The sequence below is a fragment of the Streptomyces sp. XY006 genome (assembly GCF_002237655.1).
Classification (GTDB): Bacteria; Actinomycetota; Actinomycetes; order Streptomycetales; family Streptomycetaceae; genus Streptomyces; species Streptomyces levis.
Genome location: NZ_NOKT01000015.1, coordinates 162,685 through 180,947, shown reverse-complemented (window position 1 = coordinate 180,947; position 18,263 = coordinate 162,685). Strand labels below are relative to the sequence as shown.

At 72.7% G+C, this 18,263-nt stretch carries 16 protein-coding genes; 5 read left to right on the top strand and 11 right to left on the bottom strand.

What is annotated here, in order from left to right:
- Positions 1-9: 9 nt before the first annotated feature.
- Positions 10-2,550 (top strand): MFS transporter, encoded by a 2,541-nt coding sequence (locus tag CHR28_RS19355; protein WP_094054902.1) that lies wholly within the window; start codon positions 10-12, stop codon positions 2,548-2,550.
- Positions 2,551-2,640: 90 nt separating this feature from the next.
- Complete coding sequence (locus CHR28_RS19350) at positions 2,641-3,462, top strand: YceI family protein (protein ID WP_094054901.1); 822 nt, start codon at positions 2,641-2,643, stop codon at positions 3,460-3,462.
- On the opposite strand, the gene CHR28_RS19345 is transcribed toward CHR28_RS19350, so the two are convergent.
- On the bottom strand, positions 3,445-4,155 hold the full coding sequence (locus CHR28_RS19345) for a GAF and ANTAR domain-containing protein (RefSeq protein ID WP_094054900.1): 711 nt from the start codon (positions 4,153-4,155) through the stop codon (positions 3,445-3,447). The two genes, CHR28_RS19350 and CHR28_RS19345, sit on opposite strands and share 18 nt — an antisense overlap.
- Positions 4,156-4,214: 59 nt before the next feature.
- The gene (locus tag CHR28_RS19340; RefSeq protein ID WP_094054899.1) at positions 4,215-4,937 is read right to left on the bottom strand and encodes a GAF and ANTAR domain-containing protein; all 723 of its coding nucleotides are present in this window, start codon (positions 4,935-4,937) and stop codon (positions 4,215-4,217) included.
- A gap of 205 nt (positions 4,938-5,142) precedes the next feature.
- On the opposite strand from CHR28_RS19340, the gene CHR28_RS19335 reads away from it, so the two are divergent.
- Both CHR28_RS19335 and CHR28_RS19330 read left to right on the top strand, forming a co-directional pair.
- The gene (locus tag CHR28_RS19335; protein ID WP_373453366.1) at positions 5,143-5,505 is read left to right on the top strand and encodes an STAS domain-containing protein; all 363 of its coding nucleotides are present in this window, start codon (positions 5,143-5,145) and stop codon (positions 5,503-5,505) included.
- A 10-nt stretch (positions 5,506-5,515) separates the two neighbouring features.
- The gene (locus CHR28_RS19330) at positions 5,516-5,986 is read left to right on the top strand and encodes a PPOX class F420-dependent oxidoreductase (RefSeq protein ID WP_094054897.1); all 471 of its coding nucleotides are present in this window, start codon (positions 5,516-5,518) and stop codon (positions 5,984-5,986) included.
- 13 nt (positions 5,987-5,999) lie between these two features.
- Here CHR28_RS19330 and CHR28_RS19325 read toward each other — a convergent pair whose 3' ends face one another.
- The 8 genes from CHR28_RS19325 to CHR28_RS19290 form a co-directional block, all read right to left on the bottom strand.
- Positions 6,000-6,755 (bottom strand): TetR/AcrR family transcriptional regulator, encoded by a 756-nt coding sequence (locus tag CHR28_RS19325; protein WP_094054896.1) that lies wholly within the window; start codon positions 6,753-6,755, stop codon positions 6,000-6,002.
- A 46-nt stretch (positions 6,756-6,801) separates the two neighbouring features.
- Positions 6,802-8,298: an MFS transporter gene (locus CHR28_RS19320; RefSeq protein WP_094054933.1), complete on the bottom strand. Its 1,497-nt coding sequence runs from the start codon at positions 8,296-8,298 to the stop codon at positions 6,802-6,804.
- Positions 8,299-8,394: 96 nt separating this feature from the next.
- Positions 8,395-10,602 (bottom strand): glycosyltransferase family 39 protein, encoded by a 2,208-nt coding sequence (locus tag CHR28_RS19315; protein ID WP_094054895.1) that lies wholly within the window; start codon positions 10,600-10,602, stop codon positions 8,395-8,397.
- Positions 10,599-11,981, bottom strand: coding sequence for a bifunctional glycosyltransferase family 2/GtrA family protein (locus CHR28_RS19310; protein WP_094054894.1), 1,383 nt, complete (start codon positions 11,979-11,981; stop codon positions 10,599-10,601). The genes CHR28_RS19315 and CHR28_RS19310 overlap by 4 nt, the downstream gene beginning before the upstream one ends.
- Before the next feature lie 14 nt (positions 11,982-11,995).
- The gene (locus CHR28_RS19305) at positions 11,996-13,603 is read right to left on the bottom strand and encodes a sensor histidine kinase (protein WP_094054893.1); all 1,608 of its coding nucleotides are present in this window, start codon (positions 13,601-13,603) and stop codon (positions 11,996-11,998) included.
- Entirely contained in the window at positions 13,600-14,340 is a 741-nt protein-coding gene (locus CHR28_RS19300; protein WP_094054892.1) for a response regulator transcription factor, read from the bottom strand. The genes CHR28_RS19305 and CHR28_RS19300 overlap by 4 nt, the downstream gene beginning before the upstream one ends.
- A gap of 286 nt (positions 14,341-14,626) precedes the next feature.
- Positions 14,627-15,499, bottom strand: a complete 873-nt coding sequence (locus tag CHR28_RS19295) for a DUF2797 domain-containing protein (RefSeq protein ID WP_094054932.1) — start codon at positions 15,497-15,499, stop codon at positions 14,627-14,629.
- 438 nt (positions 15,500-15,937) lie between these two features.
- On the bottom strand, positions 15,938-16,339 hold the full coding sequence (locus tag CHR28_RS19290) for a hypothetical protein (protein WP_094054891.1): 402 nt from the start codon (positions 16,337-16,339) through the stop codon (positions 15,938-15,940).
- Between the two features lie 104 nt (positions 16,340-16,443).
- Here CHR28_RS19290 and CHR28_RS19285 point away from each other — a divergent pair, with 104 nt between their 5' ends.
- Complete coding sequence (locus CHR28_RS19285; RefSeq protein WP_094054890.1) at positions 16,444-16,920, top strand: MarR family winged helix-turn-helix transcriptional regulator; 477 nt, start codon at positions 16,444-16,446, stop codon at positions 16,918-16,920.
- Positions 16,921-17,001: 81 nt separating this feature from the next.
- On the opposite strand, the gene CHR28_RS19280 is transcribed toward CHR28_RS19285, so the two are convergent.
- Positions 17,002-18,081 (bottom strand): hypothetical protein, encoded by a 1,080-nt coding sequence (locus CHR28_RS19280; RefSeq protein ID WP_094054889.1) that lies wholly within the window; start codon positions 18,079-18,081, stop codon positions 17,002-17,004.
- Between the last annotated feature and the right edge of the window lie 182 nt (positions 18,082-18,263).

Here is an 18,263-nt window from a genome sequence, read left to right as displayed (position 1 = left end):
AGGAAGCCCATGGCAACGACCACACCAGCCGGTGTGCGGGCTCATGCCAAGCACGGGGGAGGCTCCCACGGCTCCTCCGGCGACGCTCCGATGACGCACCGGCAGATCATGGAGGCCCTCACCGGCCTGCTGCTCGGCATGTTCGTCGCGATCCTGTCGTCGACGATCGTCTCCAACGCCCTGCCCCGGATCATCGGGGACCTCGGCGGCGGCCAGAGCGCCTACACCTGGGTCGTGACCGCGTCCCTGCTGACGATGACCGCCTCCACCCCGCTGTGGGGCAAGCTCGCCGACCTGTTCTCCAAGAAGCTGCTGATCCAGCTCGCGCTGGTGATCTTCGTGCTGGGTTCGGCGGCGGCCGGCATGTCCCAGAACCCGGGCATGCTCATCACCTTCCGCGCCGTCCAGGGCATCGGCATGGGCGGTCTGTCCGCGCTGGCCCAGATCATCATGGCGGCGATGATCTCGCCGCGTGAGCGCGGACGGTACAACGGCTACCTCGGCGCCGTCTTCGCCACGGCGATGGTCGGCGGCCCGCTGGTCGGCGGTGTCATCACCGACACCGACTGGCTCGGCTGGCGCTGGTGCTTCTACGTCGGCGTGCCCTTCGCGGTGATCGCCCTGATCGTGCTGCAGAAGACCCTGCACCTGCCCGTGGTGAAGCGGAAGGTCAAGGTCGACTGGGCCGGCGCCTTCTTCATCACCGCCGCCGTCTGCCTGCTGCTCATCTGGGTCACCTTCGCCGGTGACAAGTACGACTGGGTCTCGTGGCAGACGTACGCGATGGTCGGCGGGTCGCTGGTGCTGCTGGCGGTCTTCGTCCTGGTCGAGTCCAGGGCGAGCGAGCCGATCATCCCGCTGCGGCTGTTCCGCAACCGCACCATCACGCTGGCGTCGCTGGCCTCGCTGTTCGTCGGTGTCGCGATGTTCGCCGGGACCGTCTTCTTCAGCCAGTACTTCCAGCTGGCCCGGGACAAGTCGCCGACGATGTCCGGTGTCATGACGATCCCGATGATCGCGGGTCTGTTCGTCTCCTCCACCGTCTCCGGGCAGATCATCACCCGGACCGGCCGCTGGAAGGGCTGGCTGCTCGCCGGCGGTGTGCTGGTGACCGCGGGCCTGGGGCTGCTGGGCACCATCCGGTACGACACCGAGTACTGGCACATAGCGATCTTCATGGCGCTGCTGGGTCTCGGCATCGGCATGATGATGCAGAACCTGGTGCTCTGCACGCAGAACCAGGTGGAGCCGGGCGATCTCGGTGCCGCGAGCTCCACGGTGACCTTCTTCCGGTCCCTGGGCGGTGCCGTGGGCGTCTCGGCGCTGGGCGCCGTGCTCGGCAACAAGATCACCGACTACGTCCAGGACGGCCTGGCCGGCCTCGGCGCCAAGGGCGCGGCCCTCGGCCACGCCGGCACGGGCGGGGGCGGCATCCCCGACCTCGACACGATGCCCGCGCCGATCCGCACCGTCGTGGAGAGCGCCTACGGCCACGGTGTCGCGGACGTGTTCCTCTACTCGGCCCCGCTGGCGCTGCTCGCGCTGCTGGTGTCGCTGTTCATCAAGGAGGTCCCCTTGAAGACCAGGGGCGGGCTGGCGCAGGCCGCGGCCGCGGAAACCGGTGCGCAGGCTCCCGCGGAGGCGGCGGCCCGGGCTTCGGCCGAGAAGGCCGTGCCGAGCTGGGCCGTCGCGGACACCGAGGCCGCCGGCGGGACCGGACCCGAGGGCACGCAGCGGCTCGCCGCGGTCGCCACGGTGGCCCGGGCCGAGGAGCCCGCGTCCGGCGGGGGCGGTGTCCCGGTCCGCGGCTTCGTCCGCGGCGCCGAGTCCGCGCCCGTGCCGCAGGCCGCCGTCACGCTGATCTCGCTGGCCGGGCGTCAGCTGGGCCGGTCCGTGGCACAGTCCGACGGCTCCTACGCGGTCGACGCGCCGGGCGCGGGGTCGTACGTCCTGATCGCCTCCGCCGACGGCTACCAGCCACAGGCCTCGACGATCGTGGTCAACGGCGAGCCGCTCGCCTACGACATCCTGCTCAGCGGCACCAGCGGGCTGACCGGCCTGGTGCGGGCCGCCGAGAGCGGGCAGCCCGTGAAGGACGCGATGGTCATCGTGACCGACGTGCGCGGCGACCTGCTGGCCACCCAGGCCACCGGCGAGCAGGGCGAGTTCTCCTTCGCCGAGCTGGTGCCGGGGGCGGTGACCGTCGCGGTGAACGCCGCCGGGTACCGGCCGCGCGCCCTGCCCGTCGAGGTCGGCGGCACCGGGGTCACCCGGGTCGAGATCGACCTGGACGCGGGCGCCCGTGTCCAGGGTGTCGTCCGCGCCCCGCACGGCCCGCTGGCCGACGCCCGGGTGACGCTGGTCGACCAGGCGGGCAACGTCGTCGGCTCGGCCACGACCGGCGCGGACGGGGCGTACGCCTTCACCGACCTGGACGGCGGCGAGTACACCGTCATCGCGACGGGCTACCCGCCGGTGGCCACCGCGCTGACGGTCACGGGCCGCGGCGCCGACGGCCACGACATCGAACTCGCCCACCCCGGCGAGTAGTACGGACCCCGGCCCGTGGCGGGCGGGCGCGCTCTGAGCGGAGGTGCGCCCCCTGCCACGGGCCGGTTTCTTTCTGAGGAGTTACGTGAGATGGGACTGACCGCGAGGATCCGTACCCGGGACGGATGGGCCGTGTCGCACGCGGTCGTCACGGTGGCGGACATGACCGGCGCGCAGGTGCTGCGGGCCGAGGCGGACGCCGAGGGCGCCGTACGGGACGCGGCGCCGCTGCAGCCGGGGGCGTACACGGTGATCGTCACGGCGGTCGGGTACGCGCCCGCCGCGTCGAGTGTGATCGTCACGGCGAGCGGGCGGGCCGAGGTCGGCACGGTGACGCTCGCGCGCCAGGGCGGCACCGAGCTGCCGCCGCCGGGGCCGTGGACGATCGACCCGGTGCACTCCAGCGTGGCCGCCGTGGCCCAGCACCTGGGCATCTCCAGCGTGCACGGCCGGTTCACGGAGTTCTCCGGCGCGATCGAGATCGCGCCGGACGACGTCACCAAGTCGCGCGTGGAGGCGGTGATCCGGGCCGGTTCGATCGACACGGGCAACGGCATGCGCGACGGGCATCTGAAGTCGCCGGACTTCCTGGACGTCGAGCGGTTCCCGGAGATCACCTACCGGTCCACCGGGGTGACGGCGACCGGGTCGGACCGGTGGACCGTCCACGGCGAGCTGGGCATGCACGGTGTCGTGCGGCCGGTCGACCTGGACCTGGCCTACCTGGGCACGGGCCCGGACCCGTGGGGCGGCACCCGGGCGGCGTTCCGGGCCACGACCGAGCTGCGGCGCGAGGACTTCGCGATGAACTACAACCAGGTCCTCCAGGCGGGCATCGCCGCCATCGGCACCACCCTCAGGGTGGAGCTGGACATCCAGGCCGTGCAGGGCGAGTCACTGCCCGCGGCGTGAGGAGGGGTCGCGCGGCCGGGAGACCCGGTCCACCAACTGGCCGCACAGGTCCCGGAGCTTGACGTTCCGGTCCTGCGAGACCCGGCGCAGCCGCTCCATGGCCTGGCGGGCGTCGATGCGCTCCCGGGCCATGAGGATGCCGACCGCCTGGTCGATGACGCTGCGCGAGAGCAGCGCGGTGCGCACGTCGGCCGCCGACTGGCGGCGGCGCTCGATGGCCAGGGACACGTTGATCGCGTCCCCCGCCCGGGCCGCGAAGGCCCGGGCCGTGTCCCGGGCGGTGTCCAGCGCCCCGGCCCGCACACCGTAGAAGTTGAACGCGGCGCCCGTCTCGCCCTCGACGGCGACCGGCACCGCCAGCAGGCAGCGCACACCCAGGGACAGCGCGTACGGCGTGTACGAAGGCCAGCGGGACTCCTCGGCCAGGTCCGGCGCGTACTGCTCGGCTCCGGTCTCCGCCGCGTCGACGCAGGGCCCCGATCCGTTCTCGTACTGCCGCAGGTCCAGGCCGCTGGGCAGGCCGTCGCTGCCGGCCAGCGTCAGCAGCCGGTCGGCGCGGCGCACCGTGAGGCTGCACGCGGCCACGCCGGGCACCTCCTGCACCGCGCGGTCGGTCAGATCGCGCAGCAGGGTGTCGAGACCACTGCTGCGCACCATCGCCTGGTCCAGCGTGTCGGACGTCTCGGAGCTCATGACCGTACGGGTATCCCGTCGGCCCGCGAACACGCCCCCCGAGCTGTCCGGCCCCGGTCTCAGGCGGTGTTGTGGGTGCCGACGATACGGCGGGCCAGCTCGCGCAGTTTGACGTTCTCCCGCTGGGAGGCCCGCACCAGGCTCTCGAAGGCCGCGGCGGCGTCGATGCCCTGACGTTCCATGAGGATGCCGGTGGCCTGGCCGATCAGGTCGCGGGTGTGCATGGCCTCGGTGAGCTGCTCGCGCACGGTCGCGGAGTCCAGGGCGATGCTGACGTGCGCGGTGAACAGCCGGCCGATGCGCGTCGCGTCCTCGTCGAAGACACCGGGCTTGCGCGCGTAGGCCGTGAGCACGGTCAGCCGGCGCTTGTCGGCGCGCAGCCGCAGCGACAGCGCCGAGCGCAGACCCAGGGCCGCCAGCACGTCCCAGCCGTCGTCCGCCTCGCTGTCCGTTATCCGCGCGACGGGGCTGTGCCACAGCTGGTCCCAGTGCCCGTGGCCGTCGCGGCCGGTGTGCCGGGACTCGGCGGAGCGGACGACCTCGTCGGTCCAGGCGAGCGTGCGGAGCCTGTCACCGCGTTCGATCACGGAGATCCCGGCGTGCTCGGCCCCCGGCATGAGGTGGACGGCCAGCCGGACCGCCGTGCGCAGCGTGCTGTGCGGAGTGGAGGTCTCGTGCAGCTGCTGAGAAGCCACCGTCAGTGCTTCGGCCAGCTCGAAGCCGACCGGAAAACGGGGCAAATCAGGAAACTCGGACGCAGCCACCACGAACCTCTTCGGCATGCACGGCCATGGCCGTGCGCAGGAGAGCTCCGCAGCACATTCCCGACTGCGAGCACAGGACGGACAGCACTCTAACTGTTCGGTTGCCTCGAAGTGACGCCCGGCCGACGGCCGGGCCAGGCCGCTTCCATGGCCACCCCCCGGCATGGTGGAATGGCGACGGGTCAGGAAGCGGCCTTACCGAAACCGGACGAACGTCTGCCAGGTGAGTGCCGTGACCTTCTTCACGAATCCCACAGAATTGCGCGACCTACCGGGCCGCGTCCACCTCACGATGCCCGCCGAGATCGACTACTGCACCGCCCCGGAACTGCTCCCGCATGTCATGTCCGAGGCCGAGGCCCGCGGGGACCGGCTGGACGTGCTCATCCTGGACCTCAGGGCGACCTCCTTCATGGACTCCCAGGGCGTCCGCCTCATCAACGACATACGCGAGGGCCTGCGTCCCGGGGCCCGGGTCCGGCTGGTGGCCCGGCCGGACGGGATCGCGAGCCGCGTCCTGGAACTCACCGGCATGCGCCGGGACGTGCCCGTGTACGACAACCTCCCGGAGGCGCTGGCGTCGTAGGCTGCCGGGCATGGCACCGAACATCGCGACGAACACCCGGGTCTCCCTGGACGAGTTGCTCGACTTCGTACGGCCCCGGCACCACGCGATCCTGCTGACCCGCCGCTCCGACGGCGGCCCCCAGGGCTCGCCGCTGACCTGCGGGGTGGACGACTCGGGGCGGATCGTGGTCTCCACGTACCCGGAGCGCGCCAAGACCCGCAACGCCAAGCGGGACCCGCGGGTCAGCCTGATCGTCCTCAGCGACGACTGGAACGGCCCGTGGGTCCAGATCGACGGCACGGCGGAGGTCGTCGACGCACCCGACTCGGTCGAGCCGCTCGTGGAGTACTACCGGAACATCGCCGGGGAGCACCCCGACTGGGACGAGTACCGCGCGGCCATGGTCAGGCAGGGCAAGTCGATCATCCGGATCACACCGCAGCGGTGGGGGCCGGTGGCGACGGGCGGTTTCCCGGCGCGGCTGGTCGAAGGGGAGTAGGCGGCGGGGGCGGTCAGCCCCGGGCGACCATCGCCTCGATGCCCGCGATCAGCAGTTCCAGGGCGAACTCGAAGTCGCGCTCCAGCATCTCGGCGACCGTGTCGCCGCCGCGCGCCGCCATGATCTCCTGGGACTCCCTGATGACCTCGGCGGCCTGCGGGGCCTCGCTCACCGTGCTCAGGGCCTGCTGGAAGTACTCGTCCACGGTCATGCCGCCGGCCGCCGCCCGGGTGGCCAGGTGACCCTCCAGCGTGCCGTAGCCGTAGACGAACTGGAAGACGGCCGAGATCGTGCTCGTCAGGCGCTGCGGGGGCATCCCCGTGCCGCGGACGACGCGCTGGACCACCCGCGAGAACGCCAGGTTGTGGGGGCCGATGTTGAGGAAGACACCGACCAGCGCGGACACCCAGGGGTGCCGCACCAGCAGCGTCCGGTACTCCCGCGCGAGCGCCCGGACCTGCTCGCGCCAGTCCTCGCCCGAGTCCGGGTCGGGCAGCCGCATCTCGCCCATGACCGCGTCCAGGGCCAGTTCGAGCAGGTCGTCCTTGGTGTCCACGTACCAGTAGACGGACATCGCGGTGACGTTCAGCTCGCCGGCCAGCCGCCGCATCGAGAACTTGGCCAGTCCCTCCGCGTCCAGCAGGCGGACGGTCACCTCGATGATCCGGTCCCTGTCCAGCCCCGAGGGCTGTCCGCCACCGCGCCGCCGGTGCGCCTTGCTCTCCAGCCAGACGCTGGTTCGCGCGGCCTTGTCGGCTGCCCTTGCCATGGCGCACCTTCCTCGTCGTGCTGCTGCCGGTCATGCTAAGCGCCCGTCAGGCGGACTCTGCCCGCTCCGCCCGCCGGAGCAACCCCGCCGCGACCAGTCCGCCCGCCAGGACGGCGACCGCGCCGACCAGCTGGCTCGTCTCCAGGCCGGAGGCGAACGCGTCGGAGATGCGCGCCTTCTCCTCGGGGCTGCCGGCCGCGGCCAGCGCCGCCGGGAGTGACGCCGCCGAGACGGCGACCAGCGAGGCGAAGCGGGAGTTGAGCACGGCCCCGAGGACGGCGACGCCCAGCCCGTTGCCGAACTCCGCGAGCGTGCCGTTGACGCCCGCTCCCACCCCGGCCTTCTCCGGCGGGATCGCGCTCATGATCGCGTTGGCCATCGCGGGCATGGACAGGGCCACCCCCGCGCCCATGACGACCAGGCCGAGCAGCATGCCCCCGTACCCGTGCCCGCCGAGCAGCGCGATCGCCGCGAGCCCCGCCGACACCAGGGTCATGCCGAGCGCGATCGCGGCGGGTGTCCCCACCTTCAGCACGAGCTTCGCCCCGATCCCCGTGAAGTTCAGGGCCACCACGGTCAGCGCCAGCGGCGCGGTCCGCAGCCCCGCGTCCAGCGGCTCGTAGCCGAGCACGAACTGCAGGTGCTGGGTGAGCAGGAACAGCGACCCGGTCATGCCGAACGCCACGAGGATCGCGCCCGCGACCGCGCCGATGAACTTCTGGTTGCGGAAGAAGTGCATGTCGAGCATGGGGTGCTCGGTGCGCAGCTCCCACAGCACGAACAGGCCGAGGACCAGCACGCCGGTGAGCGCGGAGACCAGCACCTGCCCGGAGGTCCAGCCGTGCTCGGGCCCGGTGATGATCGCGTACACCACGGCCGTCATGCCGATGGTCGACAGCACCGCCCCGAGCAGGTCGGGCCGGTCCCCGGCCTTGTGCCGGGACTCCGGCACCAGCGCGGCCACGGCCACCAGGCCGAGCACCGCGACCGGGATGTTGATCAGGAAGATCGCGCCCCACCAGAAGTGGTTCAGCATCACGCCGCCGATCAGCGGGCCGGCCGCGAAGCCGAGCGAACTGACCGTCGACCACAGCGCGATGGCCTTCACCCGCTCCCGGTCGTCGAAGATCTGCACGACGACCGCGAGGGTCGTGGTCATCAGCAGCGCACCGCCGACGCCCATGCCCGCGCGGGCCGCGATCAGCTGGGCCGGGCTCTGGGACAGGCCGGCCGCCAGCGAGCCGACGCCGAAGACCGCCAGGCCGGACATCAGCATCAGCTTGCGGCCGTAGCGGTCGGCGGAGTTGCCCGCGGTGAGCAGCAGACCGGACTGGACCAGTGAGTACGCGTTCATCATCCACTGGATGTCCGCGGTCGAGGCGTTCATCTCGCGGGTGAGCGAGGGGATCGCCACGTTGAGGATCGTGTTGTCGAGCAGCACGGTGAGCTGCGCGAGGCAGATGACACCGAGGATCAGCCAGCGTTGGGGATGCCCGCCGTGCGCCGTCGGCGGCAGGGCCGTTTCCTGGGAGGACGTCGTCATGCTGTACACCGTAGAACAGCTCCCATACGGTGTACAACGGAGTTCCACGAGGGGCGGTGGCTTCCGGCCACCGCCCCTCGCCCTACGGGTCCGGGGTCAGTCACCCGCCTTCTGCGTGAGGTCGTAGAAGGTGGCCGAACCGGCGGTGACCTTCTTGAAGTTGGCCTCGACCCAGGAGGTGATCTGCGCGGACGTGCCGTCGCCGCTGCCGCCCATGCCGCCGCCCGCGCCGGAGGCGATGAAGTAGTGGATCTTCCCGGCCGCCACGTACTGCTGGAACTGCGCGAGGGTCGGGGACGGGTCCGTGCCGTTGAAGCCGCCGACGGCCATCACCGGCTCTCCGGTCGACAGCTGGTAACTCGCCGCGTTCTGGGAGCCGATGGCCGCCGCGGCCCACGTGTACGCGTCGGCGTCCGTCTGCAGCAGCTTCTTGGCCTCGGTGCTTACGCCGGCGCCGTTGAGCAGGCCACCGATGCCGCCGCCACCGCCCATGCCGCCCATCCCGTCGGGACGGCCGCCGTCACCGTTCTGCGGGGTCTGGTTCTGGTTCGGATTCTGGTTCTGGTTCGGATTCTGGTTCTGGTTCGGATTCTGGTTCTGGTTCTGGCCGGGCATGCCGCCGCCGGGGAAGCCCTGGCCGCCCTGCTGGTTCTGGCCGTTCAGGCCCTGCTGGTTCCGGCCTCCTCCGGGGAAGCCGCCGGGGCCTCCGCCGCCGGGCGCGCCTCCGCCGCCCGGGCCGCCGCGGCCGCCCGCCACCGACGGGCCCGCCGTGACGATGGAGCCGGTGTGGCCCTCGTTCAGCGTGGTGAGCGTGTACGCCGCCGGCCCGGCCAGCGCCGCGACGAGGCCCAGCCCGGCCGCGCCCAGGGCGAGCCTCCGCCCGAGCCGCCCGGCGAAGATCAGGCCCAGGGCGGCCGTGAGACCGCCGGCCAGGACCAGCCACTTCAGCCAGGGCAGGTAGTCGGTGGAGCGGTTGAGCAGGACGTACCCCCAGGCCGCGGTCGCCGTCGTCGCGGCCGCCAGGGTCAGGGACGCCCACGCCCGGGCCCGCTGCTCCCAGAGCAGCGCCGCGCCCATGCCGGTCACCGCGGCGGCATAGGGGGCCAGGGCCACCGTGTAGTACTCGTGGAAGATGCCCTGCATGTAGCTGAAGACCAGCATGGTGGTGAGCAGCGCGCCGCCCCAGACGAGGAACGCGCCCCGGGTCGCCGACGTGCGCCCGGCCCTGCGGGTGGCCACGAGCCCGGCGACGAGCAGGATCAGCGCGGCCGGGATCAGCCAGGAGATCTGGCCGCCGATGGAGGAGCCGAACAGCCGGTCCCAGCCGGTCTCGCCCCAGTTGCCCCCACCGCCTCCGCCGCCCCCGCCGACGCTGCCGGTCTCGTCGCCGTTGAGGCGGCCCAGGCCGTTGTAACCGAAGGTCAGCTCCAGGAAGCTGTTGTTCTGCGAGCCGCCGATGTACGGGCGGGAGGACGCGGGCCAGAGTTCGACGATCGCGACCCACCAGCCGCCCGAGACCACGATCGCGGCCAGGGCGGCGGCGAGCTGCCCGATCCGCTTCTTCACCGTGACCGGGGCGCAGACGCCGTACACGAGGGCGAGCGGCGGGAGGATCAGGAAGGCCTGGAGCGTCTTGGCGAGGAACGCGAAACCGATCGCGGCACCGGCCCACAACAGCCACTTGGTGCGGCCGTCCTCCAGGGCCCGGATCACCAGGTAGCAGGCCACCGCCATCAGCAGGGCCAGCATCGCGTCCGGGTTGTTGAAGCGGAACATCAGCGCCGCGACGGGGGTAAGCGCGAGCACCGCGCCCGCGATCAGGCCGGCCGCGGGACTGAACCGGCGCCGCACGGCGGCGTACACGACGGCGACCGTGCCGACGCCCATGAGGACCTCGGGGACGAGGATCGCCCAGGAGCCGAGCCCGAACAGCCGCACGGACAGGGCCATCGGCCACAGCGCGGCCGGGGGCTTGTCGACGGTGATGGCATTGGCCGCGTCCAGCGAGCCGAAGAAGAACGCCTTCCAGGACTGGCTGCCCGCCTGCACCGCCGCCGAGTAGAAGGAGTTGGCGTATCCGGAGGCGCTCAGGTTCCAGAGGTAGAGCGCGGTGGTCGCGAGCAGCAGGGCGAGGAAGGCCGGGCGGGCCCAGCGGGGGTCCTCGGGGCGCCCGTGCCACAGCCGCCGCGGCAGGGACCGCTTCGGCTCACCGCTCTCGGGGGCGGTCACGGGTGCGGGGGGCCGCTTCCACGTCCCGGGACGCGCGGCCGTTCCGTCGGCCGGCTGGTCGTAGTGGACGGTCATCGCAGGTCCCTCGCATCGGTGTCGTGCGGGCGCGCCGGCAGCAGCTGCGCGGTCACGTCCCGCCAGGGGTCCGCGGCGTCACCGGCGCGGAGCGGAGTGGTGTCGTACGCGTACGGGCCGGCCGGCGCGGTGCCGCCCTCGCGCCGGTCGGGGAAGACCCACGCCCGGAAGAGCAGGAAGCGCAGCACGGTCGCCGCGAGGTTGGCGGCGATGAGCACCGCCAGTTCCGTGGAGTGGGCGGGCTCGGACGTGGCGGCGCCCAGCGCGGCGAGCGAGCCGCTGGTCAGCGCGAGTCCGATGCCGAAGACGACCAGGCCCTGTGCCTGGTGCCGCACCGCCCCGCCGCGCCCGCGCACCCCGAAGGTGAGCCGCCGGTTGGCCGCGGTGTTGGCGACCGCGGAGACCAGCAGGGCGAGCGCGTTCGCCGCCTGCGAGCCGGTGAAGACGCGGAAGCCGCTGTAGAGGAGCAGGTAGAAGAGGGTGGACAGGCCGCCGACCACGCAGAACCCGACGAGCTGGCGGGCCAGTCCCTTCGGCACGTCCTTGATCTCACGGTCGCGCGGGTCGTCGCCGAACGGCCGGGTGAGCCGGTCCAGCGGCAGCGACCCCGTCGCCAGGGCCCTGCCCACCCGCCACACGCCCTTGAGGTCGTCGGTGGCGGTCCTGACGAGGTGCACGGTCGAGTCGGGGTCGTCGACCCAGTCGACCGGCACCTCGTGGATCCGCAGGCCGGCCCGCTCGGCGAGCACCAGCATCTCCGTGTCGAAGAACCAGCCGGTGTCCTCCACCAGGGGCAGCAGCGCCTGCGCCACCTCGCGGCGGATCGCCTTGAAGCCGCACTGGGCGTCCGAGAAGCGGGCCTGGAGCGAGCCGCGCAGGATGAGGTTGTAGGCCCGGCTGATGAACTCCCGCTTGGGGCCGCGCACCACACGCGAGCTGCGGGCCAGCCGGGAGCCGATCGCGAGGTCCGAGTGGCCGGAGATCAGCGGCGCCACCAGCGGGAGCAGGGCGTTGAGGTCGGTGGACAGGTCCACGTCCATGTAGGCGAGGACAGGGGCGTTCGAGGCGGACCAGACGGTGCGCAGGGCCCGGCCGCGGCCTTTCTGTTCCAGCCGGCGGACGGTCACCTCGGGCAGCTGTGCCGCCAGCCGCGCGGCCACCCGCGGGGTGGTGTCCGTGGAGGCGTTGTCCGCGATCGTGATGCGGAACGCGTACGGGAACGTGCGGGCGAGATGCTCGTGCAGGCGGCGCACGCAGGGCTGGAGGTCCTTCTCCTCGTTGTAGACGGGGATCACTACGTCCAGGACAGGCGTTCCGGCTGGTGCGGCCGGGAGGTGCTCCCGCGCCGGCAGGGTGCCGGGAGAAGAGTCGGTTCGCATGGCACCGACTGTCGTCAGGCGCCCTGTCGTGCCCATGTGGTGACGCTGTGGCGTGCCTGTGAGTGCGGCTGCCACGCCATGTCCGGCTGCGGCCGGGGCGGCAGCGCGGGCAGGTGCACGGTGAACACCGTCCGCCCGGGCACGCTGTCGACGGTCACGGCACCGCCGTGCGCGGCCGCCACGGCCTGCACGATGGCGAGGCCGAGACCGGTCGAGCCGGTGGCGCGGGAGCGCGCGGAGTCGCCGCGCGCGAACCGTTCGAAGACGTGCGGGAGCAACTCCCCGGGGATGCCCTGCCCGTCGTCCTCGACGTCCACGCGCAGCCAGGGGCCGCTCCGCCGGACACGGGCGGTGACGGTGGTGCCGGGCGGGGTGTGGGTGCGGGCGTTGCCCAGCAGATTGACCAGGACCTGCTGCAGCCGGGCGGCGTCCGCCGACACGAGCGCGGGTTCGTCGGGCAGGTCGAGCCGCCAGACGTGGTCCTGGCCGGCCGCGCGGGCGTCGCTGACGGTGTCGACGACCAGCGGCACGAGGTCGGTCTGCTCGAACTGCAGCGGCCGCCCGGCGTCCAGCCGGGCGAGCAGCAGCAGGTCCTCCACGAGCAGGGTCATGCGCCCGGCCTCGGACTCGATCCGGCCGAGGGCGTGCCGGGTGTCGGGGCCGACCTGTTCGCGTCCGCGCCGGGTGAGTTCGGCGTAGCCGCGGATGGAGGCCAGGGGGGTGCGCAGCTCGTGGCTGGCGTCGGCGACGAACTGCCGGACCCGCGTCTCGCTCCGCTGGCGTGCCTGCAGCGCCCCGTGGACGTGGTCGAGCATCCGGTTGAGCGCGGCGCCGACCTGTCCGACCTCGGTGTGCGGGTCGGTCTCGGAGTCGGGGACGCGTTCGCTGAGGTTCACTTCGCCCGTGTGGAGGGGCAGTTCGGAGACCCGGGTGGCGGTGGCGGCGACGCGGCGCAGGGGGCGGGTGGCGACGCCGACGAGTACGGAACCGGCCAGTCCGGCGGCGGCCAGCCCGGCCGCCGTGACACTGACCTCGACCAGGATGAGGGTGTTGACGGTGCCGGTGACGTCGGTGGTGGGGAGGGCGACGTAGTAGCTGCCCTTGTCACCGGACTTGTACTCGACCCGGTACTCGCCCAGGCCCGGGAGGGAGACGGTCTCGATCGTCCCGTCGACCTGCGCGACGGTGGCGAGCGCGGCGGTCTGGGCGGGGGTGAGGGACTTCGCGGTCATGCGGAAGTTGTCGTCGGACTTCTCGCCGCGCGCGGAGTCCGCGATCGTCCCGTTCCGGATCTCGGCGGCGACCGTGCCGCTCGGCTGGGGTCCCCGGGTGACGAAGTCGGTGAGGCTGCTCTGCTTGGGCTCCGCGGGGGTGTCACCCGCGTCCCGGCCGGGATCCTTGGGAGGGCTCAGCGCGGCCCGGGCCGCTACCTCGTCGAGCTGCCCGTCCAGTTGCTCGTACAGATGCGACCGCAGGGCGAGGGTCGTCACGGTCCCGATCACCGCGCACACCACGGCGATCAGCGCCACGGACGCGACGACGAGCCTGGTGCGCAGCGTGCGCGGCTTGCCCGCGCGCCTCCCGGCTGCCCGCTGCGTCCGCGGCCGTCGCCGTCCGCTCATGACGCCGCGGGCTTGATCAGGTAGCCGGCACCGCGCCGGGTGTGGATCATCGGCTCCCGCCCGGCGTCGATCTTCCGGCGCAGATACGAGATGTACAGCTCGACGACGTTGGCCTGGCCGCCGAAGTCGTACGACCACACCCGGTCGAGGATCTGCGCCTTGCTGAGCACGCGCCGCGGGTTGCGCATCAGGAACCGCAGCAACTCGAACTCCGTGGCGGTGAGGTGGATGTGCTCCCCGGCCCGGGTCACCTCGTGACTGTCCTCGTCCAGGGTGAGGTCGCCCACGACCAGGGTGGACTCCGACCGCCGGTCGGCGGCGCCGGAGCGGCGGATCAGCCCGCGCAGCCGGGCGACGACCTCCTCCAGGCTGAACGGCTTGGTGACGTAGTCGTCCCCGCCGGCCGTCAGCCCGGCGATGCGGTCCTCCAGGGCGTCCTTGGCGGTGAGGAAGAGCACGGGCACGTCCGGCAGTTCGCGGCGCAGCCGGCCGAGCACGGTCAGCCCGTCCATGTCCGGCAGCATCATGTCGAGGACGACGGCGTCGGGCCGGAAGTCGCGCGCGGTCTGGATCGCGCCCGTGCCGTCACCGGCACTGCGGATCTGCCATCCCTCGTAGCGCAGTGCCATGGAGAGCAGCTCGGTGATCGACATCTCGTCGTCCACCACCAGCACGCGGACGGGGCTCCCGTCCGGCCTCAGCAGTTCGGTGCGCCCCTGGGGCGAGGTCGTGGTCATGCGAACACGATGTCGAGCCCCTCTGAGAGCGCCCTTTCCCTCGCCTGTGATTTATCTGAGAAACCCACAGGGTCCTCTCAGGGGACGGCTGGGGAGCGGGGCTGAGCGGGCCTGTATTTCGGGGCTGGGCGGGCCTGCATTTCGGGGCTGGGAGGCTTGGGTGGAGGGGCTTGGGTGGAGGGGCGTGGCTGGGGTGCTGGCTGGGGGTGTTGGCCGGTGGGGCGTGGCTGGGGGGTGTTGGCTTGGGGGCGCGTGGCTGGGGGGTGTTGGCTTGGGGGCGCGTGGGTCAGAACAGCCCGTCCTGTACGCCCGCCGCGGCCCTGAACTCCCGTATGGGCACGGTCAGTCCGCCGTCCGGGGCGGGCACCAGCTCCCAGCCGGTCATCAGCCGCGTGTCGAGCACGACGACGCCGGCCCCGGTCGACAGGTGGAGATCGGGCCCGGCCGCGGCGAGCAGCTCCCCGCCGACCACACCCCCGGCGGCCAGCGCGGTCACCTCCCCGACGGCGGCGGGAACGCCCGCGAGCCCGAACACGTCCACGTGATCGACCACGTCCAGCGGCCTGCGCTCCAGCGACTCCGGCCACCCGGCGAGCGCGACGGCCCGCGCGTGCACCTCGGCGATCTCACCGGCCCGGTCGGCCGCCGACTCCGGCAGGGCGGCACGTACGGCCCGCTTCTCCGCGTAGGGGATCCGGTCGGGCACTGCCAGCGCGGCCCGCAGCAGCTCCTCCGTACGCCGTGCGGCCATGAGCGGCCCGGCACCGAGCCAGCTGAAACAGACGGCTCCCTGCTCCAGCAGCCGGGCCGGGCCCCGCTCCACGGCGGTGATCCCGACCTTGAGCATGCCGGGCCCGAACCACGCCAGGTACACGTGGTACGGCCGCGGGTCGTCCGCGAGGGTGTCCGCCGCGACGGAGTGCGCCCGGTCCAGCCGCGCGCACTCCTCGCATCGCGCCCCCGTACTGCGCGCCGCGACGACGGCCCCCACGGGGCATGCGTGCCCCCGGGCCCCCGAGCACGCCCGCACGCCCCCTTCCGCGACCCCGAAGGCCACGCGTCTGCCCCGGGCCAGCACACTGCGCCGCCCCCCGTCCCACACCAGCTCGGGCCCCTCCACGGACCACCGCAGTCCCGAGCACTTCCATGCGTGCGCCATCACCGACGAGAGTAGAGGGGCCCACTGACAACGGGGATCCGGACGGATGAGCCACCGCACGGCAGGGGCGGGGCGGGCCGCGTAACGCCGCGCGGCAAGGCCCGGGCCGGTGACGGCACGCCGTACGGCAAGGGCCCGGCGCGAGGCACGCCGTGCGGCAAGGCCCGGGCCGGTGGCGGCACGCCGCGCGGCAAGAGCCCCGCGCTGGGGACGCGGCTTGGGGACGGGCGCTCGCCCCGGAGACGGCGTCCGCTGCAAGCGCCAAGCGCGGAGCACGCCGTACGGCAAGAGCCCGGCGCGAGGCACGCCGCGCGGCCAGGCCCGGGCCGGTGGCGGCACGCCGCGCGGCAAGGGCCCGGCGCTGGGGACGCGGCTCGGGGACGGGCGTCCGCCCCGGAGTCGCCGTCCGCCCCGGAGTCGGCGTCCACACACCCCGCGTCAGCGGGCGGAGTCCGCTCGCAGGGTCGTTGCCGGCTCCTGCTCGCCCTCTCGTTGGGCCGGCATGGAGAGGTCCGGCGTGCCGTCGGCCCGGCCGCCGCTCCGGCCGCGGCCGGCCAGCCGGCAGCCGAGGCAGTCCGCGTGGCCGCCCGGCGCCGCCGAGTCCCGTACCCGCCAGTCCCACTCCGGCCGGGGCCGCACGCCGGGCCCCTTGCCCCACCCGGAGAGATGGAGCGCCCAGGTGACGAGCAGACTCACCGCACCGATGCCGAGCCCCCCGGCGATCAGCAGGCCCGAGACCGTGCAGACCCCCGCTCCCACGACGCCGGCGCCGACGCTCGCGATGCCGAAGCCGACCCAGCCCGCGACGGTGTGCCCGTGGTCATACTGATGTGCGCTCACGTGCTTCCCCCTCAGCCACGGGGTTTGCCCGGAGGAATACCCGGAACCCCTCACTTGCTAAGACTTTTACGGCGCGAACCTCTCACGAACTAAGGGAAATGGGAATGCAAGCCAAGCCGCGTCCGGCCGCCACGCCGGACCAGGCACTGTCGGCGATGGATCACCTCATCGCGACTCACCTGGTCGGACAGCACGAGATCGCCCAGCAGGTCGGCCTGAGCGTGACCGACCTCACATGCTTCGCGTACGTCATCCAGGCCGGGGAGAACCTCCCCACCGCCGGCGACCTGGCGGCCCGCGTCCACGTCACCACGGGCGCGGTCACCGGCATCCTCAACCGCCTGGAGCGCGCCGGATACATCACCCGCCGCCCCGACCCGCACGACCGCCGCCGGATCCGCGTGGCGGCCGAGCCCGACGCGGTCGCCCGCGTCCGCGAGGTCTACGAGCCGTATTACGCCCGCCTCATGGACCTCTTCGCGGACTACTCCCCGGCCGAGATCGCGGTCCTCACCGACTGGTTCAACCGCGCGAGCACCCTGGCGGCGGACTACCTGGAGGAACACTGCCGCACCGACTGAGAACCGCAGGCCGGGCGGCGGATGCGGAACGCGCGCCTGGCCGGTCGGCAGGCCGGCGGACGTCCCGGCGCCGGTCGGCCTCTACCGCCACTCCACGACGTCCCCCACGCCCAGCGCCTTGTCGGCGGCGGCCGCAGTGATCTTCTTCGGCGTCGCCCCGGGAGCGACGGCCGAGACGAAGAACTCGAGCCGGGTGCCCTGGAGCGAGGCGAAGATCAGCTGCTTTCCGTCCGGCGAGATGGCCCGCACCGTGTTCTTCCGGTCGGTCGCCGGGATGATCGGATCACCCAGGGCACCCTTCGGCAGATCCGCCGTGCCGTCGAGCCGGGAAGTGTCCAGCGTCCAGAAGGAGTTCTTCCGCTTCGGCTCCTCGGTCTTGCCGAGGCGGGGCCCGCACAGCACGTTCCTGTCGTCGACCCAGCCGTAGGGGTGGCAGTCGGCCCCGGAGGGAATGCCGGTCGCCGTCACACCGTCGACCTTGAACAGCGCACTGCGCCGCGGCGTGGCAACCACGTTGTAGCCCTTCCACGTGATGAAGGCCGTCGCCTTGCTCCCGTCGGGACTGACCCGGACTTCCTTGCCGAAGAATCCGCGCACGGGGTCACCCGCGAGCGCGAGTCCGGCCCCGTCCATGTAGTCGGCGTCTCCGACCGCCCGCTCGGTCACCGCGTGCTCTCCCGCGAGGGACCGGCTGGCGATCCGCACCCGGTCCGAGGAGTCGGTCTCGGTGAACCAGACCGCACTGCCGTCCTGGGCGAAGACGGCGTTCTCCTCCTTGGGCGTGTCGCCGAAGTCCTCGCTCGGTTCGCCGGACAGCCTGGTCAGCTTGCCGCTCGTGTCGACGTAACCCACCCCGGTCGCCTCGGTCTCCCGATCGACGAGGACGACGGCCATCCGGGAGAAGTCCTTGTCGAAGAGTTGCCGCAGCCGGGTGTCGGCGACGGCGCGCGGCCCCTCCTCGGACGTGCCGGCACCGGGGAAATTGTCAGCGCACAGCTCCACCAGCGGGGAGGCGACGTCGTCGGCCTCCGCGACCACGGCCTCGGCCGGGACGGTGAACGTCCGGGAGACGGTCTGTTCCCACGTCGCCGGATCCCAGCCCGTGACCGTCACACGGGCCGGATTGCTCGCGGGCACGGAACAGGAGGCGGTGACGATCACCCCCCTCTCCGGGAAGTCCCCGCTCCCACGGTCCGTGCTCCTTCCCCCGCCCGGCTGTCCGGCACTCGCCCGAGGGCCCTCGGCCCCGGTGTCGGCCTTGTCATGCCCTCCACCACACCCCGCGACCAGCGGAACCAGCACCACGGCAACAGCCAACGCGCCCACGCCCCCGCTCCGACGGT